The sequence below is a fragment of the Streptomyces sp. Ag109_G2-15 genome (assembly GCF_900215565.1).
GTDB lineage: Bacteria > Actinomycetota > Actinomycetes > Streptomycetales > Streptomycetaceae > Streptomyces > Streptomyces diastatochromogenes.
In genome coordinates this window covers 2727280-2741478 of sequence record NZ_OCNI01000001.1, presented here as the reverse complement: position 1 = coordinate 2741478, position 14199 = coordinate 2727280, and the positions used below count along the sequence as shown (strand labels likewise).

Annotated in this window: 16 protein-coding genes; 3 read left to right on the top strand and 13 right to left on the bottom strand. The window is 72.0% G+C overall.

The window, feature by feature from the left end; all coding sequences use genetic code 11:
- Positions 1–92 precede the first annotated feature (92 nt).
- Entirely contained in the window at positions 93–2051 is a 1959-nt protein-coding gene (locus tag CRP49_RS12175) for a nitrate- and nitrite sensing domain-containing protein (RefSeq protein WP_097253383.1), read from the top strand.
- 285 nt (positions 2052–2336) lie between these two features.
- Here CRP49_RS12175 and CRP49_RS12170 read toward each other — a convergent pair whose 3' ends face one another.
- From CRP49_RS12170 to CRP49_RS12160, 3 genes are all read right to left on the bottom strand, one after another.
- Positions 2337–3353: a zinc-dependent alcohol dehydrogenase family protein gene (locus tag CRP49_RS12170; RefSeq protein WP_097253382.1), complete on the bottom strand. Its 1017-nt coding sequence runs from the start codon at positions 3351–3353 to the stop codon at positions 2337–2339.
- 173 nt (positions 3354–3526) lie between these two features.
- Positions 3527–3961: a nuclear transport factor 2 family protein gene (locus CRP49_RS12165; protein WP_097253381.1), complete on the bottom strand. Its 435-nt coding sequence runs from the start codon at positions 3959–3961 to the stop codon at positions 3527–3529.
- Between the two features lie 50 nt (positions 3962–4011).
- The gene (locus tag CRP49_RS12160; RefSeq protein WP_097257318.1) at positions 4012–4932 is read right to left on the bottom strand and encodes a zinc-binding dehydrogenase; all 921 of its coding nucleotides are present in this window, start codon (positions 4930–4932) and stop codon (positions 4012–4014) included.
- A 119-nt stretch (positions 4933–5051) separates the two neighbouring features.
- Between CRP49_RS12160 and CRP49_RS12155 the strand changes: the two genes are divergently transcribed.
- The gene (locus CRP49_RS12155) at positions 5052–6002 is read left to right on the top strand and encodes a LysR family transcriptional regulator (RefSeq protein WP_097253380.1); all 951 of its coding nucleotides are present in this window, start codon (positions 5052–5054) and stop codon (positions 6000–6002) included.
- A gap of 44 nt (positions 6003–6046) precedes the next feature.
- Here the strand turns inward: CRP49_RS12155 and CRP49_RS12150 are convergent, their stop codons facing one another.
- From CRP49_RS12150 to CRP49_RS12110, 9 genes are all read right to left on the bottom strand, one after another.
- A complete protein-coding gene (locus CRP49_RS12150) occupies positions 6047–6334 on the bottom strand; it encodes an SCO5918 family protein (RefSeq protein WP_097253379.1) in 288 nt (95 codons plus the stop codon).
- Between the two features lie 68 nt (positions 6335–6402).
- Positions 6403–6801: a CBS domain-containing protein gene (locus CRP49_RS12145; RefSeq protein WP_179851589.1), complete on the bottom strand. Its 399-nt coding sequence runs from the start codon at positions 6799–6801 to the stop codon at positions 6403–6405.
- 79 nt (positions 6802–6880) lie between these two features.
- On the bottom strand, positions 6881–8347 hold the full coding sequence (locus tag CRP49_RS12140) for a DEAD/DEAH box helicase (RefSeq protein WP_097253378.1): 1467 nt from the start codon (positions 8345–8347) through the stop codon (positions 6881–6883).
- 162 nt (positions 8348–8509) lie between these two features.
- Positions 8510–8713: a cold-shock protein gene (locus CRP49_RS12135; protein ID WP_007383480.1), complete on the bottom strand. Its 204-nt coding sequence runs from the start codon at positions 8711–8713 to the stop codon at positions 8510–8512.
- Positions 8714–8942: 229 nt separating this feature from the next.
- Entirely contained in the window at positions 8943–9284 is a 342-nt protein-coding gene (locus tag CRP49_RS12130; RefSeq protein ID WP_097253377.1) for a MerR family transcriptional regulator, read from the bottom strand.
- A gap of 149 nt (positions 9285–9433) precedes the next feature.
- Complete coding sequence (locus CRP49_RS12125) at positions 9434–9832, bottom strand: DUF5994 family protein (RefSeq protein WP_097253376.1); 399 nt, start codon at positions 9830–9832, stop codon at positions 9434–9436.
- Complete coding sequence (locus CRP49_RS12120; protein ID WP_220378271.1) at positions 9829–10284, bottom strand: STAS domain-containing protein; 456 nt, start codon at positions 10282–10284, stop codon at positions 9829–9831. The genes CRP49_RS12125 and CRP49_RS12120 overlap by 4 nt, the downstream gene beginning before the upstream one ends.
- Positions 10285–10355: 71 nt before the next feature.
- Complete coding sequence (locus CRP49_RS12115) at positions 10356–10850, bottom strand: DUF5994 family protein (protein ID WP_257033374.1); 495 nt, start codon at positions 10848–10850, stop codon at positions 10356–10358.
- Positions 10851–11067: 217 nt separating this feature from the next.
- Positions 11068–11328 (bottom strand): hypothetical protein, encoded by a 261-nt coding sequence (locus tag CRP49_RS12110; protein WP_097253375.1) that lies wholly within the window; start codon positions 11326–11328, stop codon positions 11068–11070.
- A 325-nt stretch (positions 11329–11653) separates the two neighbouring features.
- On the opposite strand from CRP49_RS12110, the gene CRP49_RS12105 reads away from it, so the two are divergent.
- Positions 11654–12337, top strand: a complete 684-nt coding sequence (locus CRP49_RS12105; RefSeq protein ID WP_097253374.1) for a hypothetical protein — start codon at positions 11654–11656, stop codon at positions 12335–12337.
- Between the two features lie 33 nt (positions 12338–12370).
- Here the strand turns inward: CRP49_RS12105 and CRP49_RS12100 are convergent, their stop codons facing one another.
- Positions 12371–14134 (bottom strand): SpoIIE family protein phosphatase, encoded by a 1764-nt coding sequence (locus CRP49_RS12100; RefSeq protein WP_097253373.1) that lies wholly within the window; start codon positions 14132–14134, stop codon positions 12371–12373.
- Positions 14135–14199: the final 65 nt, after the last annotated feature.

The window sequence follows — 14199 nt, the reverse complement described above, 5'->3', positions numbered from 1 at the left end:
AGCTGCCGCGTGCGTCGGGTGAGCACCTGTGAATCGACGTCTTACGAAGGGGAAACGAGGCGCCTGCCGGGCCGCCTCTAGCCTCGCGGGGCATGAGGGGGAACCGAATCCGCCGACCTGACCTGTCCGTCCGCATTCCCGGCTGGGGCTCCATCCGTGGCCGTATGGCCATCGTCCTTGCCGTACCCACCTGTCTGCTCCTCGCCCTGACCGGGCTGGGTGTCGCCGACCGCGCCCACGACTGGTCCGCCGCGCGGGCCACGGAGTCCCAGGTCGGCATCCTGCTGCAGGAGCAGGACCTCGTCCGTGAGCTGCAGCGTGAACGCGGCCTCACCAACGGCCTGTTGAGCGGCGCCGAGCAGTACCGGGACGACGTCCGCAGGCAGCGGGCGCGCACCGACGCCGCGCGTACGTCCCTGAGGGCGGCGCTCGCGAAGGAGAGCGGCGATCTGCCCGGGGCCGCGGCCGCCGCCTTACGCCAGGCCCAGCTCCCGCTCGTCGACCTCATCGCAACCCGTACCGCCGTCGACACCGGCAGGGCCGACCGCGCTGCCACCCTCCGCTTCTACACCAGAGCCGTCACCGCCCTGATCGACGCCGAAGGGGTCGGCGCGCCCGACGGCGACCGCCGTATCGCGCGAGGCGTGCAGGCGCTGCAGGCCCTGGCGCGGGCCACGGAGGCCGTGGCCCTCGAACGTGGCTCCCTGAACGGCGTGTTCGCGGCCCGGCGGTTCCGCTCCGGCGAGTACCTCGACTTCACCGATGTCCGCGCCACGCGGGTCGCGGCCCTCGGCCAGTTCCGCCAACTTGCCGACAACGCCGAGAAGTCATCCCTGGACCAGGCCTTCGGGACGGCTGCCGCCCGCCGCGTCACCGGATACGAGGCCAAGGCCGAGGCGGGCGCCGACGGCTCGTCCCTCCACGTCGACGCCACCCGCTGGTGGGCCGACATGACGACGCTCGTCGACGCTCTGCACGGCGTGCGGAAACAGGTCGGTGACGACGTACGGGCACGGGCGGACCAGGTCGGCGGCGCGGCCACCCGGGAACTCGTCGGCTTCCTGGCCCTGGGCGGGCTGATCCTCGCCGTGGCCTCCGCGCTCGCGCTGTTCTCGGCCCGCTCCATCACCCGCCCCCTGGGCGCCCTGGCCGACGAGGCCGACGCGGTCGCGGGCAGCAGGCTGCCGGACGTGGTCAAGTACATCCAGGGGGCCGACCCCGACACCCCGTTGCCCGCGGAGCCCGAGGCGGCCGAAGTCCCCGCCACCGCACGGGAGATCACCCGGCTGGTCGCCGCACTGCGCAACGTCGAGCGCACTGCCGTGGGCCTCGCCGCCGAGCAGGCCGTCCTGCGCCGCAACAGCACCGAGTCCCTGGCCAGTCTCGGCCGCCGCAACCAGGCACTCCTCAGCCGCCAGCTCGGGCTGATCACCACCCTGGAGAGCCAGGAGCTGGATCCGAACGCCCTCGCCGAACTCTTCGAACTCGACCACCTGGCGACGCGCATGCGCCGCAACGCCGAGTCGCTTCTCGTCCTCGCCGGCGAGGAGCCCCCGGCCCGCCGCTGGCCCGGCACGGTCACCGTCACGGAGGTGGTGCAGTCGGCCGTCTCCGAGGTCGAGCAGTACCAGCGGGTCGCCGTCACCGACATCGAGCCGTGCCGAGTCCGTGGCCACTGTGTCGCCGAACTGTCCCATCTGCTCGCCGAGTTGGTGGAGAACGCGCTCATGTTCAGCCCGCCCCAGCAGCCCGTCGCGGTGTACGGCTGGCGGGACGGCGGCGAGTACTGCCTCGCCGTGGTCGACCGGGGCATCGGGATGACCGCGCAGCGGATGGCCCAGGCCAACGCCCTGCTGTCCGGCAAGGGCGGCTCCCTGCTCGCCGCGCCCACCCGCTTTCTCGGCCACCACGTCGTCGGCGCCCTCGCGACCCGCCTCGGCGCCCATGTGGAGCTGCGCGCCACGGAGGGCTCGGGCGTCACGGCGTACGTCGCCCTGCCCACGCGGCTGGTCCAACAGCCGGATGCGTCGGCCACGGCAGCGGCTACGTGAGGGTGGATGGAACGCTGGTCGGATGCCGTGGCCGGTCCGTCTCTGCCGGGTTCGTTGTCAGTGTCCGCGGCTATGGTCTCAAGCGCGCGGCGGGCTTCCGGGGGTTCCAGCTCTGAAGGGAATGGTTTACATCCCCGGCCTGTCTGGGGGCGGCCCGGAGACTCGTCCGGGACCTAACCGACGGTCGGGCTTCGTCGATGGCCAGGAGGAAACCTGCCAGCGCCCGCCGCGCACCACCTCTCTGGCAGGGGTGCGCGACGACGGCGGCCTGCCGCGGGTTGACGGTCAGGGCTTCAGCAGAGTCTTGATGGCGCGGCGCTCGTCCATCGCCTTGTAGCCCTCGGCGACTTGGTCCAGGGGCAGGGTGAGGTCGAAGACCTTGCCCGGGTTGATCCGGCCGGACAGGACCCGGTCGATCAGGTCGGGCAGGTAGCGGCGTACCGGGGCGGGGCCGCCGCGCAGGCCGACCTGGGAGAAGAACAGTTCCTGGCCGTCGACGGCCACCTCGTGCGGGACACCGACGAAGCCGACGTTGCCGCCGGGCCGGGCGGAGTGCAGGGCCTGCCGCATGGACTGGGCGGTGCCGACGCACTCCAGCACCGAATCCGCGCCGATGCCGCCTGTCAGCTCCTTCACACGGGCGACGCCGTCCTCACCGCGCTCGCTGACGATGTCGGTCGCGCCGAACTCCAGGGCCAGCTGCTGCCGGGGCTCGTGCCGGCTCATGGCGATGATCCGCTCGGCACCGAGTTCCTTGGCGGCGATGACCCCGCACAGGCCGACCGCGCCGTCACCGACCACGACGGCGGTGGATCCGGGCTCGACCTCGGCGGCGAGGGCGGCGTACCAGCCGGTGCCCATCACGTCGGAGACGGCGAGCAGGCCGGGGACCACCTCGCCGGCCGGGTGCTCGTCGGTGGCGACCAGGGTGCCGTGGGCGTTGGGGATGCGGACGTAGTCGGCCTGGCAGGTGCTCATGAACTCGCGGTGCAGACAGCTGGACTGCCAGCCGTTACGGCAGTTTGCGCAGGTGTTGTCCGAGGTGGCGAAGGAGCCGACCACGAACTGGCCCGGCTTGACGTTGGTGACCTCGCTGCCGACCTCCTCGACGATGCCGACGTACTCGTGCCCCATGGGGTGCGGATCGCCGATGGGTTCCAGGCCGCGGTACGGCCACAGGTCCGAGCCGCACACACAGGTGGCGACCGTGCGGATGATCGCGTCGGTGGGCCGGCTGATCTCCGGGTCGTCCAGGTTCTCGAAGCGCACGTCGCCGGGGGCGTGGATCACTGCTCCGCGCATGGTGGTGTTTCCTTCGGTGCGAGGGGGTTCAGGTGCCGCAGCCAGGGGGCGTGAACAGCGGGCTCGATAGCGAGCCTCACACGCGGGGGCGGACGCGAAAAGCGGTGAAAACCATCCGGGGAGAGGAACATCCTGGGCTGCCCGACACCGGCAGGCCCCGCCGGGTGACCTTGTTACTCGGTGCCGGCGGGACGATGGGCGTCCTCGTCCGGGAAGAGGGTTGCGGCCACGTGCTGGGTGTCGGCGTATTCGATGACGGAGACGATCTTGCCGCCGCGGACCGTGTAGATGCCGATGCAGCGGTTGTCGTAGGTGGCGCCGCGCACGGTCGTGGCCTTGGAGGTCCATTCGGCCACCACGCGGTCGCCCTCGGCGATCGTGCTGACCAGTTCGATTTCCACGGTGCCGGGGACGAAGACCGTTCCCATGCTGCCGAGGAACTCGTTGACGATCTCGTCGCGGCCGCGCCACACCTTGGAGACGGGCAGGTCGCCCGGGTAGTGCCAGGTCGCGTCCGCGTGGAAGCTGTCCTGGATGACGGCGGCGTCGCCGTCGCGGACGGCCTCGACGTAGCGGATGACGACGGTCCTGGGGTCGCTGGTGGTCATGTGCGTACTCCTTTGGTTGTTCTTGCGTCCGGTCATCGTTCGGGCGTGGATCAGGACAGGGTGAGGACGGCCTTGCCACGGATGCGGCGGTCGCGCAGTTCGGTGAGGGTCGCCGCGGTGTCGGCCCAGTCGGTGACACGGCCGATCTCGGGGTGCAGGCGGCCTTCGGCGGTCAGCCGGACGAGCGTCGCCAGGTCGTCGTCGAGGCGGCTGTCCGCGTCGAGGTAGTGGAAATGGCGGACGGTGGCCGATTCGGGTCCGGTGAAGAAGTCGAAGAAGTCGAGGGTTGCCGGTGTGCGGCTGGCCTGCCCGAACCAGATCACCGTGCCGCCCCTGGCGAGCCGCGCGAGCGCGAGGGAGAGCGCCGGTCCACCGGTCGACTCCAGCACGATGTCGTAAGGGCCCTGGGCGTCGGTGACGTGGTGGACGACCTCGGTCGCGCCGAGTTCGGCGAGCCGGGCGCCGCGATCGGAGTTCCTGGTCACCGCGGTGACCTCGGCCCCGGCGGCGGCCGCGAGTTCGGTGACGAAGTGGCCCACACCACCGGAGGCACCGGTCAGCAGTACCCGCCGTCCCAGCACCGGTCCGGCCGCGCGCAGCAGCCGCAGCGCGGTGAGTCCGGCGAGCGGCAGCGCCGCGCCCTGGACCGCGGAGACGCTGTCCGGCAGTTCGGTGAGTGCGTCGGTCGGCACGGCCACGTACTCCGCCCAGCCGCCCTGCATGGGGTGGCCGACCACCCGGGTGACCCCGGACGGTCCGCTGCCGTCGGCGGCCGGCTGCACCACCAGCCCCGCGATGTCCTTGCCCGGGCGGTCGCCGGAGGCGGGCTTCTCCAACTTGAACGTCTCGCCCCGGTTGACCGAGAACGCTTCGACCTTCACCAGCGCCTCGTCGGGGCGAGGCGTCGGCTCCGCGACGTCGGCGAGCACGACCGGCTCGGAGGGATCTCCGGTCGGCAGGAAGGCCTTCATGGTGATCATCCCCTCGGCGGCGGTGTCTTCGGGGACCATCTGACCGGGCGGAGCGGAGGCTCGGCCAACAACGCATCCGCCTGGCCGACAACGCCGGGTTGTCGCATAAGGTCAACGGCATGGACCTCGATCTCGCGCTGGTCCGCGCCTTTGTCGCGACCGCCCGGACGCTGCACTTCGGGAGGGCCGCCGAAGAGCTGAACACCAGCCAGCAGGCGCTGTCCAAGCGCATAGCGCGGCTGGAGAAGCTGCTGTCGGTGCGGCTGTTCGAGCGCCGGGGCGGCACCCGGCTGAGCGAGGCGGGGGAGCGGTTCCTGCCGTCCGCGCGGGAGGCGCTCGCGGCGGGCGAGCGCGCGATCGCGGCGGTGACGGGCGCCGGACCGGTCGTACGGATCGACACCTGGGGGCATCTGTACGCGCCGATGCGCACCGTTGCCGAGGCGGTTCAGGCGCTCGGTCCGGTGCGGTGGGAGCCGAGCCCGGGACGTGACTGGCCGTCGGTCGCGGGGGCGTTGCTGCGCGGCGACACGGACCTGGGATTCGGCCGGGTGCACCCACTGCCCGACGGCGGGGACGCAGGCCTCACCCAGCGGCTGGTGCGGCTGGAACCCGTCGATGCGGTCGTCGGCCCGTCCCACCCACTGTCCGCTGCCGATGCCCTGCGCCCGGCCGACCTGCGCGACAGCGTGCTGTGGTGCCCGGCCGAACTGCCCCGGCTGGACTTCCTACGGCGCTTCGCCGACGAATTCCGGATACTGCGCCGGCACGACGGCCCCAATCTGGGCCTGGACCATCTCGTGCGGCACATCCGCACCGAGCCCGATGCCTTCACCCTCTTCCCCGCCGACGCACCGCTGCCGGACCACGCGGGCCTGCGCTGCATACCGCTCGTCGAGCCGACACCGCTGTACGCGTGGTCGCTGGCCTGGCGTGAGTCCTCCCGCCACCCCCAGCTCGACACCTTGCTACGAGGCTTCACCGAAGCCGGCCGTACCCGGCGCTGGCTGGACTACACACCGCGGCGTGACTGGCTCCCCGACACCGACCATCCGAAACTTTCGGTTCGGTAGGCATGTTCGGCGGCGCCGTCCCTCTGCCGTCGCTCCTGAAACCGTCACCAGCCAGGTGCGCCCTCGTCGGCTCGTACATCCCGGGCCGGCGCGACCGGGCGCGCGTCGTGACAGGCGAAGCCGAGTCGGGTCAGTGCCCGGCGCATCTCGCCCGTGGTGATGTCGCGGCGGTTCTGCCTGGTGATCACTTCCCCTACCTGCATCACGGGGTAGACACGGCGGCCGATGGTCACGGACACGCCGGTGACGGGTTCGGGCGTGATGCCGCTCATCGACTGCTCGACCTCACTCTTGGTCAGGTCGAAGGGGAACCGGGCGATGACACAGCGCATGGATGCCTCCGCGGAGTCGAGGGAGAAACACTGGAGCGTCCGACCGCGCGACGGCGGTCGGACGGCGGTCAGGGGGTGAGGGCGAGGATGCCCAGGGCGTAGCCGTGCTCGTCGATCACGGGGGACACGTCCAGGCCGCGGACCCGCATGTCGGCTTCGGCCTCGCCGAGTGCGGCCACGGACGAGGTGAACGGTCCGCGGTCGAGCGGGATGTCCCGCAGCCGTGTCCGGTCGCGGTACCACGAGCCGCCGCGGTGTGCGGAGAGCTGGGCCCGGGTGACCAGTCCCGCGCACCGCCCGTCCTCGTCCTGGAGGAGCAGATGCGGTACGCGGGCACCGATGAGCAGGGAGAGAGCCACGTCTACGGCCATGTGGTCGTCCACCTGCGGCCCGGGAGCGTGCATGGCGTCACATGCGGTCAGACCGGTGTCGTCGGCCTGCCGCGTTCGGGGCGGAATCGGCGTCAAGGGCTTCTCCTCTTCATCGGGGCGGGCAGGACGGGCGACGGCTCGTCCGGGCCGCTGGGAGTGCGTCCCCGTGCTGTGGCTATGCGCTGTTCCTCGGGGCGGACCGACGGACTCGGGCGGCGGACGGGCCGCTCTCGCCACGGCCGGCAGCCCGGCCCCGGCGTCCGCGGCCGGCGGATCCCTTGCCCTCGCGCCGTTCGGCGGCCGGTGCGGTGACGGCGACGGGCACGCCGGAGGGGGTCCGGGCGCCGGTGATGCGATGCAGCTCGTCCTCGCCCGGCCGGATCCGGGCGGTACGCGCAGTGACGCCGGCGTCGGCCATCAGACGGTCCACCGTGCGACGCTGGTGCGGCAGGACGAGGGTGACGACGGTGCCGGACTCGCCGGCGCGGGCGGTACGGCCGCCGCGGTGCAGGTAGTCCTTGTGGTCGCTCGGAGGGTCGACGTTCACGACGAGGTCGAGGCTGTCGACGTGGATTCCGCGGGCGGCGACGTTGGTGGCCACCAGGGCCGTGACGTGGCCGTCCTTGAACTGGGCGAGTGTCCGGTTGCGCTGCGGCTGGGACTTGCCGCCGTGCAGGGCCGAGGCGCGCACACCCACGGACAGCAGGTGCTCGGTCAGCCGGTCCACCGCGTGCTTGGTGTCCAGGAACATGATCACTCGCCCGTCGCGGGCGGCGATCTCGGTCGCGGCGGTGTCCTTGTCGGCGTCGTGCACGTGCAGCAGATGGTGCTCCATGGTGGTGACGCTGCCCGCTGACGGGTCTACCGAGTGCACCACGGGGTCGTGGAGGTAACGGCGCACCAGGAGGTCGATGTTGCGGTCCAGGGTGGCCGAGAACAGCAATCGCTGGCCGCGGGAAGGGACTTGGTCGAGCAGTGCGGTCACCTGCGGCATGAAGCCCATGTCGGCCATCTGGTCGGCTTCGTCCAGGACGGTGACGGCGACCTGGTCCAGTCCGCAGGCTCCCCGCTCGATGAGGTCCGTGAGCCGGCCGGGCGTGGCGACGACGACTTCGGCTCCGCCGCGCAGGGCGCTCGCCTGACGGCCGATCGACATGCCGCCCACCACGGTGGCCAGCCGCAGCCGCAGGGCGCGGGCGTAGGGGGCGAGCGCGTCGGTGACCTGCTGGGCCAGTTCCCGGGTGGGAACGAGGACGAGGGCGAGCGGCTGTCGGGGCTGGGCCCGCTGCCCGTCCAGACGGGCCAGCAGAGGCAGACCGAAGGCGAGCGTCTTGCCCGAGCCCGTGCGCCCCCGGCCCAGGACGTCCCGGCCGGCCAGCGCGTTCGGCAGCGTGGCCGCCTGGATCGGGAAGGGCACGGCCACGCCCTGGGCACCGAGCGCGGCCAGCAGACGCGCGGGCATGTCCAGTTCGGCGAACGTCTCGACCGCCGGCAGCGGTTCGGTGAGGGTGACCGGCAGGGTGAACTCCTGTCGGCGTGTGGCGGAGCGTGCTCCTTGGCCGTTCTTCCGCCCGGTGCCCGGACGAGGACCTTGTCGGCCGAAGCGGCCGGAACTGCCACCGGTGCGACGGGTGCGGTTCATGACAGAACCTTCCTCGATGCGGCGTATCGAGGAATTCTGTTCAGCGGCGGGGCCGCACGAGGATTCGCAAGAATGAGCCGAAGGGAAATGCGAAAAGCCGGATAAAACAATGGGCTGGGGCCCGCACCCCCAAGAGGGCGGGCCCCAGCCACATGGTTCGCGTCAGGCGGGAACGATGTTCTCGGCCTGCGGGCCCTTCTGGCCCTGCGTGACGTCGAAGGTGACCTTCTGGCCTTCCTGAAGCTCGCGGAAGCCGCTGGTGGCGATGTTCGAGTAGTGGGCGAACACGTCAGCGCCGCCGCCGTCCTGCTCGATGAAGCCGAAGCCCTTTTCCGCGTTGAACCACTTCACGGTGCCAGATGCCATATTGAATCTCCCTTGGGGGCAGTGCCGACTCCGCACTTTACGGAGTCGAGTCGCCGCGATGATCACCCCTCCGGAAAGATCCGGAAAGCTCTGCAAAGAAAAAATCTCTGGCAACCAAAACTGCAACTGCTATCACGTTAACACAGGCCAAGTGGAAGCGGCCATGCGTTTTCGTGTTCGGCACGGTAATTCTCATCCGGCCGGAGTCCGTATTTCTGCACCGGCGGGGCTAGGTATCCGCGCCGTGCTCCTCCAGCTTCCGGCGCATTTCCCGGTTCAGGCGGAGGGCGTCCTCGAGCTGGTTCTCGAGCGAGATGATGCGGCACGCGGCCTCGACGGGGGTGCCCTGGCCGACCAGCTCACGGGCGCGGGCGGCGATGCGCAACTGGTGGCGGGAGTACCGACGGTGACCGCCTTCCGAGCGCAGGGGAGTGACCAGCCCGGCTTCGCCGACGGCCCGGAGAAAGGCCGGGGTGGTGCCGAGAACGTCGGCGGCCCGCCCCATGGTGTAGGCGGGATAGTCGTCGTCGTCGAGGTTGCCGGCGACTGGGGCGTCGTTCTCAGCGGGCATAGCACCTTCGTTTTAGGGGGCGCGGCGAGGGACCCGGGCGTACATGGCACCCGTGCTCCGAAGGAGTCAGCACCATCTGCCTCGTGCGACACCCTAACGCCGGCAGGCACGGACATGTGGCCTCGCCGTGACAGGTTTCCCCCGCGCACTCAGCTCGCGAAGTGGCCCTGCTCCAGCCCGACCGCGGACATGAGCGATTCGGCGGCCGGCTCGGTCGCCTCGGGCGGCACGACCAGCAGATCTCGGCGCCCATGGTTGGGGGCGGTCAGAACGATGGTGCTCGGCAGGTGCGCCGTGGTGGTCCTGCGCAGCCGGACGACCTGGTTGCGGACGAGCATGCGGCCCGGTGCCCCGGTCCACACCGTGTCGTTCACCACGACACTGGCGATCTGGCCCCAGGCACGGGGCAGACCGGAGAGCAGGGGCGGGACTTCCGTCAGGAGATCGAAGGTGCGCGGCCACCAGGCCCCGTCGATACGGCGTGGCACGGTGCTCTCGGGCGCGAGGTACAGGCGGAGGAGGGGCGGGAGCCGTAGTCGGTCGCTCATGAGGTGTCCCGTCGAGTGGTTCGGCGCGGTACGTCGTCCTCGGGCGGACGGTGTGCCTCGGTGGCCAGGAGCGCGCTCGCGGTGAGACGGAGGGCGGGGTGGGCCGTTCGTCCCTCCCAGGCGTCCTGTGCGCTCGCGTAGGCGGGGAAGCGGTCGAGGAGACCGGCGTGGCGGAAGACCAGGTCGGCCGTGTGGTTGTCGTAGACGATGCGCATCCAGCCGCCCCGGGCGCGGCAGTCGGACCACGCCTCGCGCAGTGGCGTCAGGATGCCGCAGTCGGTGAAGGTCACCTCGCTCAGGTCCACTATGAGGAGGAGCCGTCCGGGCCGGGCCGCGCGGGCCTCGGCCAGAGCACGGACCAGTGGTGCCAGGGTCCGCGTGTCCAGTTCGCCGTGTGCGCGGACGATGCGGCACTCCTCGAAGAGCGTGGGCGCTTCGTCCCGAGTGGTCAACGACTCGTGCGAGGAAGGTGGTTGAGGTCGGTCGGCCGTCCCTGCCGTGGGCTCCCAAGGGGCCGCGTGCCTCATTCCGCCTCCCCGGTCGCGCCCACAGGGCGACCCGTTTCGGCGAGCGCCAGCATCCGCGCGGCGGTGAGCGGGTTTTCGGGGTCGGCGGCGGCGGCCAGCAGCCGGGCGGCTGTTCCGGCGGGCTCCTCGGGCGGGACGACCAGGAGCACCCAGCGTCCCACGGTGCCGCAGTCCAGGGTGATGACGTGCGCGTCGCTTCCGGGTTCGGCCGGCTCCACGGCGATCACCCCGCCGGGCGCCATGACCGTGTGCGGGGCATCGGGCCATTCGGCGGGGTCCACGGTGACCCGTACCGCGGCGCCCGGGTCCGGTTCCAACGAGCCGACGAGCGAGGGCAGTTCGATTTCCAGCGCGTCGCAGCGCGGCCACCAGGCCCCGTCCAGCGGGCCATGGCTGACGTCAGGGGTGAGAGTCAGGCGAGGCAGGGGCATGCGGTACGTCTGCGCGTCGGCCGCGGACGCGCCTTCGGCCGGCGTTCTGCTCGGTTCCATCGTGCGGCCCCGTCCCGGGAGCCGCGGGACGACTGCCCGTTTCGTCACTCGCCGGGAACGGCACCGCCGGTAGCGCTGCGCGAAAAGCCCTCGGTACGGTCAGACTACTCCCGGCCGAGGAGACGCGGGCGGGTCAGCCGTCCGACTGTGGCTTCTCCGACTTCTCTGTCTTCTCTGTTTTCGCGACGGCGGAGCCTCGTGGCTTCACGGACCCGGGTCACACCTCGTCGGCGTGTGTCCGGTCCTGGTCCGTCGATTCGCTGGTCGCGAGCCAGGACCGGGCGGGTTCCGCGGTGCGCGCGGTGTCGAGGGTGAGATGGAGCCGGGTCCCTCCCTCGCGGCCGGCGGGGTAGCTGCGCTGCTCGGTCGAGGCGAAGCAGCGGCGGAGCACTGCGGCGACGCGACGGGCGACCTCCGGTGTAGCGGCGACGATACGGACCTCGGCGTGGCTCTCGGAGGGCAAGGGCTCGTGCTCCATACGGACCTCCTGGCAGGCGACGGGTACGAACCACGAAATCCGGTCGCTACCCGACTCGCCGGGCGACGGTGCGGGGGCTGCGGTGCGTTTCCACGGCGGCCCTCTTCTGAAGGGTATGCCGGGTAAGGGTGGCCGTGCGTGCCATGGGCGACCGGCCGTCCGACTGTCGCAGTCGGCGGGGCCCGCCGGGCCGCCGAGGCGGGCCCGGCCGGGAGTACCGTGGAGACACCGAGGGCACGCCGCGCACCGCCTCCGACGCCGGTGCCGTTCTCGGGGATCGACGACGCCGGGTCGGCCTGCGTCCGCGCCCGGGGCAGGGTTGGTCATGACCGCGCACGTGTTCCTCCCGACGACCTTGGCCCTCCCCGACCCCCGGCCCGCCCGGGGCAGGCCGCGCATTCGCGTGCCCGGCCCGCCGAGGGCGGAGCGCAGATCCTCACCCCAGGTGGCGGAACGCGTCCGCCCGCTGACGCGTGGTCAGGTCGAAGACCGCCTGCAGGAGCTGGGCGACCTGTACGCGGAGCTCTCCGGTGGCGGCCCATGGGCGTGGAACGAGGCGCGTGCCGCATTTCTGCGCCATCTGGCGGCCGACGCCCGACGCCCGGGGTTCTCGCTGCTGATCGCGGAGACCACCGCCCTGACCGGATGCGCCTACGGCTTTCCCGCGGACGGCGCCGGTCTGTGGTGGGGAGAGGGCTTCGAGGGACATCTTCCGGGGAAGCTGCTCCGCCGCGCCGCCTCCGGTCGGCTCTTCGTCGTCTCCGGAATCGTCGTCCCGCCTCGCGTGCGCCGGGAGTACCAGGACCATGTCTGGAACCTCGCCCGGCGGCTGCAGCGGCGACTGCTCGCCGACCACGGCGCCACGCTCGGCGTCACGCTGGTGGACGCCTGGGACGACGGGACCGTCGAGACACTGCGGTCCTGGGGCTGGCAGTGCGCCGGAGACGACACCCGTTCGGCCTTGCCGCCCGGCCCGTTCCGCGTTCTGGTGCTGGCTGCGGGGACCTGAGCACCCCTGTCGTCGATCGTGCCCCGGACCCGGTCAGGGCACGGGCAGGCGCAGGGCGAGGAGGGCGATGTCGTCGGTGCTGCCGGGCATCCGGGAGGACAGCCGGTCGCACAGCGTGTCCAGTGGTTCGCGGGCGAGGGCGAGGGCATGGCGGCGCAGTCGGCCGAGCCCGGTGTCCAGGTCGCTGCCGGGAACCTCGATCAGGCCGTCGGTGTAGAGCAGAAGCGTGGACCCCGGCGGCAGCGCGTGGGCGGCGCTCGGCCGATGACCGCCGGCGTCCAGGTCGGCTCCGAGGAGCAGTGCCTGCCCGGCCTCGAGGTACTGCGCGTTCCCGTCGGGGGTCAGCAGCAGGGGCGGCGGGTGCCCGGCACTGGTCCAGCGCAGCGTCCAGGGGCCGGTGTCCGGGCCTTCCACCAGGGCGAGGACGAGGGTGGCCATCGGCACGGTCGTGATGGCGTGCATGGCGTCGTCGAGACGGTCCACGACGGCACCGGGCGGCCCGGCGTGGTCCCAGGCGAGGGAGCGAAGGATGGCGTGCAACTGCGCCATGCCGGCCGCGGCGGTCAGATCGTGGCCCTCGACGTCGCCGATGACCAGGGCGAGCGTGCCGTCCTTCAGCATGAACGCGTCGTACCAGTCGCCACCGACCTGCGAGCCGGCCGGAGCGGGCTGGTACCGGGCGGCCAGCTGGATCCGGCCGGGCCGGGGCAGCGGGGGGAGGAGGTTGCGCTGCATGGCCTCGGCGACGGCGCGCTGGCGGCCGAACCGGCGGGCGTTGTCGATGACGAGGCCGACCCGGCGGCCGATGTCGCTCACCACGTCCACATCGCCGGTGCCGAAGGGGTGTGCCGGGTCGGTGCGCACCAGTGTCAGGGCGCCGGTGACCTGCCGTCTGGTGCCCAGCGGCACCGTGATGACGGATGCCGCGCCGGTTGCTCCGAGGAAGGCGCTGTGGACGGCGGCCAGGGGGGAGTCGGGCGGTGCGTCCATGTCCGCCCGGTCCTGCAGGACGGGACCGCCGCCGTTCAGCACCTGGACCAGGGGCGAGTGGGCCGCGTCCCCGGCCGACGGAAGATGACCACGCCAGTCTTCCTGTCCGGCGTCACGGCCCTCGGGGCCGGTCACCGCCACCCGGTGCACCTGATGGGAGCCGACCCGCAGGTCCACCGCCGCCCAGTCGGCCAGGCGGGGAACCAGAAGCCGGCTCAGCCGGGCGAGGGCCTCGTCCACCTCCAGGGTCTGGCCGAGCACGTCGGTGATCTCCGCGACGAGTGTCAACCGCTCGGTGAGACTCTCCAGAGCGCTCGTATGGGCGGCTCGTTCCGCCCGCTCTGCCCGTTCCGCCCGTTCCGCCCGTTCCGCGCGTTCCCTACGGGCACGGCGGTCCGCCGCGGTCTCGACGATCAGCACGACCATGCCCTGGGAGACGCCGTCGTCCGTCAGAGGCGTGGCCGACCAGGAGATCGGGATCAGCCGTCCGTCACCCCGCAGGCACCTGTCGTCGTCCCCGCGCGCCGAACGCCCCTCGGCCAGTGCCCGCAGCAGCGGGCAGTGCTCTCGGGGGATCCGGGCGCCTCCCGGGTCCCGATGGCACAGGTCATGCAGGTCCTGCCCGTACATCACCGCTGCCGCGCGCCCCAGCAGCCGCTCGGCGGCCGGGTTGACCGCGACGATCCGCCCCGCCGGGTCCAGCACGGCCACGGCCGTACCCAGCTGCTCGACCACGTGCCGCCACAGACCCGGCTCGGCCGCCGACAGCCGCCACTCCCGCTCTCCGTCGGGCCTTACGCCCTCCACCGCGCCGCCTTTCCTCTCACGGGACACTCCGCCGCGGGGCCCCGGCCCCGGTGTCACGGAAACTC

Excerpts from the sequence above, each read along its gene's own strand:
- CRP49_RS12105 (WP_097253374.1), top strand. The coding sequence starts at position 11,654 with ATGACCGCGCACGTGTTCCTCCCGACGACCTTGGCCCTCCCCGACCCC.
- CRP49_RS12175 (WP_097253383.1), top strand. The coding sequence starts at position 93 with ATGAGGGGGAACCGAATCCGCCGACCTGACCTGTCCGTCCGCATTCCC.
- CRP49_RS12140 (WP_097253378.1), bottom strand. The coding sequence starts at position 8,347 with ATGAACCGCACCCGTCGCACCGGTGGCAGTTCCGGCCGCTTCGGCCGA.
- CRP49_RS12115 (WP_257033374.1), bottom strand. The coding sequence starts at position 10,850 with ATGGAACCGAGCAGAACGCCGGCCGAAGGCGCGTCCGCGGCCGACGCG.
- CRP49_RS12155 (WP_097253380.1), top strand. The coding sequence starts at position 5,052 with ATGGACCTCGATCTCGCGCTGGTCCGCGCCTTTGTCGCGACCGCCCGG.
- CRP49_RS12110 (WP_097253375.1), bottom strand. The coding sequence starts at position 11,328 with ATGGAGCACGAGCCCTTGCCCTCCGAGAGCCACGCCGAGGTCCGTATC.
- CRP49_RS12150 (WP_097253379.1), bottom strand. The coding sequence starts at position 6,334 with ATGCGCTGTGTCATCGCCCGGTTCCCCTTCGACCTGACCAAGAGTGAG.
- CRP49_RS12170 (WP_097253382.1), bottom strand. The coding sequence starts at position 3,353 with ATGCGCGGAGCAGTGATCCACGCCCCCGGCGACGTGCGCTTCGAGAAC.
- CRP49_RS12135 (WP_007383480.1), bottom strand. The coding sequence starts at position 8,713 with ATGGCATCTGGCACCGTGAAGTGGTTCAACGCGGAAAAGGGCTTCGGC.
- CRP49_RS12160 (WP_097257318.1), bottom strand. The coding sequence starts at position 4,932 with ATGAAGGCCTTCCTGCCGACCGGAGATCCCTCCGAGCCGGTCGTGCTC.
- CRP49_RS12125 (WP_097253376.1), bottom strand. The coding sequence starts at position 9,832 with ATGAGCGACCGACTACGGCTCCCGCCCCTCCTCCGCCTGTACCTCGCG.
- CRP49_RS12130 (WP_097253377.1), bottom strand. The coding sequence starts at position 9,284 with ATGCCCGCTGAGAACGACGCCCCAGTCGCCGGCAACCTCGACGACGAC.
- CRP49_RS12165 (WP_097253381.1), bottom strand. The coding sequence starts at position 3,961 with ATGACCACCAGCGACCCCAGGACCGTCGTCATCCGCTACGTCGAGGCC.